Source organism: Citrobacter sp. Cb004, from assembly GCF_030337065.1.
Taxonomy (GTDB): domain Bacteria; phylum Pseudomonadota; class Gammaproteobacteria; order Enterobacterales; family Enterobacteriaceae; genus Citrobacter; species Citrobacter braakii.
Window position 1 is genome coordinate 1 of sequence record NZ_JAOWCH010000038.1, and the last position, 5,682, is coordinate 5,682.

Below are 5,682 nucleotides of genomic sequence, written 5' to 3' on the forward strand. Positions count from 1 at the left end.
GGTGATGCTGCCAACTTACTGATTTAGTGTATGATGGTGTTTTTGAGGTGCTCCAGTGGCTTCTGTTTCTATCAGCTGTCCCTCCTGTTCAGCTACTGACGGGGTGGTGCGTAACGGCAAAAGCACTGCCGGACATCAGCGCTATCTCTGCTCTCACTGCCGTAAAACATGGCAACTGCAGTTCACTTACACCGCTTCTCAACCCGGTACGCACCAGAAAATCATTGATATGGCCATGAATGGCGTTGGATGCCGGGCAACCGCCCGCATTATGGGCGTTGGCCTCAACACGATTTTCCGCCATTTAAAAAACTCAGGCCGCAGTCGGTAACCTCGCGCATACAGCCGGGCAGTGACGTCATCGTCTGCGCGGAAATGGACGAACAGTGGGGATACGTCGGGGCTAAATCGCGCCAGCGCTGGCTGTTTTACGCGTATGACAGGCTCCGGAAGACGGTTGTTGCGCACGTATTCGGTGAACGCACTATGGCGACGCTGGGGCGTCTTATGAGCCTGCTGTCACCCTTTGACGTGGTGATATGGATGACGGATGGCTGGCCGCTGTATGAATCCCGCCTGAAGGGAAAGCTGCACGTAATCAGCAAGCGATATACGCAGCGAATTGAGCGGCATAACCTGAATCTGAGGCAGCACCTGGCACGGCTGGGACGGAAGTCGCTGTCGTTCTCAAAATCGGTGGAGCTGCATGACAAAGTCATCGGGCATTATCTGAACATAAAACACTATCAATAAGTTGGAGTCATTACCTGGCCCGGCGTGACCACACGTTTTTGTTGCCCGCGAAGTTGCCAGTCTGCGCCGATTTTGGGGTTGAGGTGGATATCCACTTCATCCTCATAAAAGACCGGATATTCTGCACTGCATTCGTCCAGCGCTTTACGGATTGCCGCCATCTTTTCATCTTTGTGCGGGTCACGGATACGCAGGGTTGGCGCGGCCTTGCGCCTTACCAGCCCGGCCAGCGGCAGCCAGTGGCGAAGGGTTCCGGCATGTAACTGATATCCGGTTATCTCATTGATTTTTATTGCAAGCAACTCGGTACTCCAGCGTGAACGCTGGTAGCCAAAATCGCCGGGAGAGTGTTTTATCAGCTCACGTAACAATGTGCAGATATGCTCAAACGGTCAGCGGCGGGAACGCCCTGCGGGTAATGATTTCAGGCCATCAGCACCCGATAACGTAAACCAGTTAACCCATCGCCCGACGGATGAGCGGGCACAGCAGAGCGTTCTGGCAACGTCACTGACGCGCTCGCCTCGGTTCAGCATAAGCATGGCAGTCAGCCTGCGGGAATAATTTTTATCGCGCGTTTTATGGATAGCTTTCTGCATCAGGCGTCGTTCGTCGCGGGGTATTGGTACTATGTTCGGCATCGCTCAGTCCGGTTGGTGACTTGTTTTGATTTGGCGATTGATCAGATCGCACAATCCGGGCTGAGTTCCCTTTAAGTGATCTACTATTCGGCGCAGCTATTTAGACCATTTTTTCTCCCGATAATGAGCCGATGTTTCGCATAAAGTGACGAATTTTCTACAGCAACTGCCACATTGTTCGGCACTGATGGTTTCGGGTCATAGTGTCATGCGGTAGCCCCGTTCCGTCATCAGGGCTATCGCTTCTTTTTTTAACTCAGGGGTAAACTGTCGTTTCTAGTTCACTAAACACCTCCGTTATGGATGTAAGTTTAGCGTCCTGTTCATTCGGTCACATCATAGTAGACTGGTTGGCCAAGACGCTGGGTAGCAGCAATATCCGGGCGCTTAAATGTGCTACCGGTGCTCAAAAAACATCCCGATATCACTGGAGATAACAACTAGGGCCACTCTCGCTGTGGTTTCTGCACCAAAATCCATCTGGCGACAAACGGAAGTGGTCTTTTGTTAAATGTCGTACTGATTCCCGGGCAGGGGAAGCCAGTTCGCATTTCGACTTCTGTATAGAATTGGTGTTCAGCGCCAGTACGGCAGCATAAAGCGTCTTGGTTATGCGATACTGGCTGATAAAGCTTACTCAAGATATGCATTTCGCAAGGAGCTGAAATTGGGCTAAATCCGATTCTTTTACAAAAAGTTATGCAATTAGAGGACAACGCCGCCTGGTGTGGGAAATACAAAAAGTTATCGTGTTTATTATATGTTATCCAGGGGAACAAAACGATTATTCTTTGAATGAAAACACATTAATGTATTTTGGTTATGTCAAAATTACTACTGAGGATTATCCTTAAGAGTATATGAAATCATTATACATTCTTAAGTGCTGACTACGTTTATTGCTGTAAGGTTTTACTTTTTATCACTCATATTTATACAGCATCCAAAAAACAGTGGGTTTATCATTTTTTTGTGTGTGAAATGGAAGTTATATCACTCTCGAAATGTAAAAAAATTACAATTTTAAAATGCTATTTCTTTAAAATGTAAAAAATACTCATTGGTTAACAAAAGGGATAGTATGTTATGAAAATTGCGATAATTGGCCATACTGGTATGGGGGGGCAGTTACTAACACAAGAACTGCTTAATAGAGGGCATCAAATAACTGGTATTGCCATTGACGCTGAAAAAGCACCTTCTTTGAAAAACCTCACGTCAATAAAATGTAACATTTTAGATTGTGCGGTAAGTGAATTAGTCAATGCTATTCGAGATCATGACGTCGTAGTAAGTACGTTTTCTGGTGGTCATGAAGTAGATATTCTTGTTTATTATAGACAAGTCGAAGCTACTAGAAGGATCATACGTGCTTTCAAAAAAGCAAAAGGAAATTATCTTGTTTATATAGGTGGTGCCGCAAGTCTTTATGTGAAACCAGATTTACAAATGTTTGATGATCCACGTTTCCCCAAATGGTATTTTGGCATTGCCCCATCTGAACATCTTCGTTGGTTAGGAGAAATCACCCATGAATCTTTCTTTTTAGATGCTGCGGAGCGTAGAGAAAAAGGGATGTTAAGGGAAAATGAATCAGATATCGAACTAGAAAATGCTGTTGAAGGATGGACACATGTTCCTTTGCTAGAGGGATGCCGGGTAGCCTTAGACTTGTTTGAAGCTGATAAAAGTTTTAATTGGAGTTTTTTATCTCCTCCATGGTTTTATCGACCAGGAGAAAAAACAGGAAGTTATATTCTGGGGACTGACTTTATGTTAATGGACAGAGGGATTCCAGCGTCAATATCTGTTTCTGACTTGCAATTAGCCGTAGCAGATGAAGTTGAAACACAGCAACTTTTACATAAACACTGGACAGCTGCAAAGTCAACTTATTGATATTTAATTAAACTCTGCCCATGTTATAATGGTGCGGAGTTTATTTATGAGGCTTATTATGATTAATTTAAATAAAAATTTTTTAACTTTTTTGTTGTTTTCAACCTTTTCTTTAAATGCTGCTGAAAATGGTAATTATTCATATATGCCAGGTTCATCTAGTTTTTTTTCGGCTGCTATTCCTCCAGTGCCTGGTTTGTATTACTTGAATCAACTAACATATTTTCATCAAGAGTCATTATATGATGCTCATGGGAAGAAAAAAAATGTTGGGTTAGACGCGGAAGGATTTGTCAATAATTTTCGATTCATAAATGTATGGGATGTAAAACCATTTGGGATGACAGCATTTTCATCGCAATTGATTATCCCTATAGGGCGTTTGAGAATGAATCTCTCAACATATAATCAAAAAGGACATGACTGGGGAATTGGTGATGTTATATTCAATCCGGTATATGGTAAGTGGCAGCTAACTACATATTTTCATATGACTGCAGGGCTGGATTTTGTATTACCTACAGGAGGGTATGATAAAAAAGATGCCATCAGTATGGGTAAAAATTACTGGTCAATACAACCAGTTTTTGGATTCAGGTATGATAATCCAGATGGGATTGATATTGCAATTAATCCTCGATATTCTTTCAACACAAAAAATGACGATACAAATTATATAAGTGGAGAGTCTCTGTTTATAGACTTTATATTAGGGTGGCATTTCGGTTCTTTTGAGCCCGCTATACTTGGGGGATTCTGGAAACAAATAGGATCAGATAAAAATAATGGACATGAAATCGGTAACAGAGCGAGGAAGTTGACGATAGGCCCCGGCTTTTCATATCAATGGAGACAGTACAATTTTATTATTCAATATCAACATGATTATTTTGTAGAGAATTCTTCAGGTGGTGATACTCTTTGGTTTAATATCTCCATGCCTCTTGCTATAAATAATATGTAATTTATCTTGATAAATAATTGTATTTTTTTTGAATTCTGATTTAAGTGGTATTTGTACATTTTGGTTTTTAAATGAGTTGTAACCACTTATTTTGATATTCCTTCTGAGAAAGTTTTGACGATTCTTAATCTATATGTTTGATAAAATGTTAATCATATTAATTAAGGGTTAGTGATCCTTAATTAATATGGTGTGCAATTGTCTTTAATGCCGCTGTGACATTAAGGAAGGTGCGAATAAGCAGGTCATTTCTTCCCAAGCTGACTCGCTGATTAAAATTTCGCGGATCTGGGCCGATTTTTTTCCCGCAAACACATCGAATCAGCCTATTTAGGCTATTTTTTCCACCATTTCTGGCGTTATTTCCGGTTTTTACTGAGATCTCTCCCACTGACGTATCATTTGGTCCACCCGAAACAGGTTGGCCAGGGTGAATAACATCGCCAGTTGGTTATCGTTTTTCAGCAGCCCTTTGTATCTGGCTTTCACGAAGCCGAACTGCCGCTTGATGATGCGAAACGGGTGCTCCACCCTGGCACGGATGCTGGCTTTCATGTATTCGATGTTGATGGCCGTTTTGTTCTTGCGCGGATGCTGCTTCAAGGTTTTTACCTTGCCGGGACGCTCGGCGATCAGCCAGTCCACATCCACCTCGGCCAGCTCCTCGCGCTGTGGCGCTCCTTGGTAGCCGGCATCGGCTGAGACAAATTGCTCCTCTCCATGAAGCAGATTACCCAGCTGATTGAGGTCATGCTCGTTGGCCGCGGTGGTGACTAGGCTGTGGGTCAGGCCACTCTTGGCATCGACACCAATGTGGGCCTTCATGCCAAAGTGCCACTGATTGCCTTTCTTGGTCTGATGCATCTCCGGATCGCGTTGCTGCTCTTTGTTCTTGGTAGAGCTGGGGGCCTCAATGATGGTGGCATCCACCAAAGTGCCTTGGGTCATCATGACGCCTGCTTCGGCCAGCCAGCGATTGATGGTCTTGAACAATTGACGTGCCAGTTGATGCTGCTCGAGCAGGTGGCGGAAATTCATGATGGTGGTGCGATCCGGCAGGGCGCTATCCAGGGATAATCGGGCAAACAGGCGCATGGAGGCGATTTCGTACAGGGCATCTTCCATGGCACCGTCGCTCAGGTTGTACCAATGCTGCATGCAGTGAATACGCAGCATGGTCTCCAGCGGATAGGGCCGTCGGCCATTGCCCGCCTTGGGATAAAACGGCTCGATGACAGCGGTCATATTCTGCCATGGCAGAATCTGCTCCATGCGGGAGAGGAAAATCTCTTTTCGGGTCTGACGGCGCTTAGTGCTGAATTCACTATCGGCGAAGGTGAGTTGATGGCTCATGATGTCCCTCTGGGATGCGCTCCGGATGAATATGATGATCTCATATCAGGAACTTGTTCGCACCTTCCCTAG

At 44.5% G+C, this 5,682-nt stretch carries 4 protein-coding genes and 2 pseudogenes; 4 read left to right on the top strand and 2 right to left on the bottom strand.

The window, feature by feature from the left end; translation table 11 throughout:
- Window positions 1–55: 55 nt before the first annotated feature.
- Window positions 56–753 (top strand): IS1-like element IS1B family transposase gene (locus tag OGV65_RS03045; protein ID WP_095033700.1). Its coding sequence is split into 2 segments (ribosomal slippage): window positions 56–305 and window positions 305–753, totalling 699 coding nucleotides; the frame shifts between segments, so codons are not numbered across the junction.
- Between the two features lie 14 nt (window positions 754–767).
- On the opposite strand, the pseudogene OGV65_RS03050 reads toward OGV65_RS03045, so the two are convergent.
- Window positions 768–1,394, bottom strand: a pseudogene (locus tag OGV65_RS03050) (IS630 family transposase); the annotation flags it as partial.
- A gap of 341 nt (window positions 1,395–1,735) precedes the next feature.
- Here OGV65_RS03050 and OGV65_RS03055 point away from each other — a divergent pair.
- The 3 genes and pseudogenes from OGV65_RS03055 to OGV65_RS03065 all read left to right on the top strand — a co-directional run.
- A pseudogene (locus OGV65_RS03055) lies at window positions 1,736–2,061 on the top strand (transposase family protein); the annotation flags it as partial.
- 419 nt (window positions 2,062–2,480) lie between these two features.
- Complete coding sequence (locus OGV65_RS03060; protein WP_286454594.1) at window positions 2,481–3,293, top strand: NAD(P)-dependent oxidoreductase; 813 nt, start codon at window positions 2,481–2,483, stop codon at window positions 3,291–3,293.
- Between the two features lie 46 nt (window positions 3,294–3,339).
- On the top strand, window positions 3,340–4,257 hold the full coding sequence (locus OGV65_RS03065; protein WP_286454595.1) for a SphA family protein: 918 nt from the start codon (window positions 3,340–3,342) through the stop codon (window positions 4,255–4,257).
- A gap of 372 nt (window positions 4,258–4,629) precedes the next feature.
- Here OGV65_RS03065 and OGV65_RS03070 read toward each other — a convergent pair whose 3' ends face one another.
- The gene (locus OGV65_RS03070) at window positions 4,630–5,610 is read right to left on the bottom strand and encodes an IS5-like element ISKpn26 family transposase (RefSeq protein WP_000019445.1); all 981 of its coding nucleotides are present in this window, start codon (window positions 5,608–5,610) and stop codon (window positions 4,630–4,632) included.
- Window positions 5,611–5,682 lie beyond the last annotated feature (72 nt).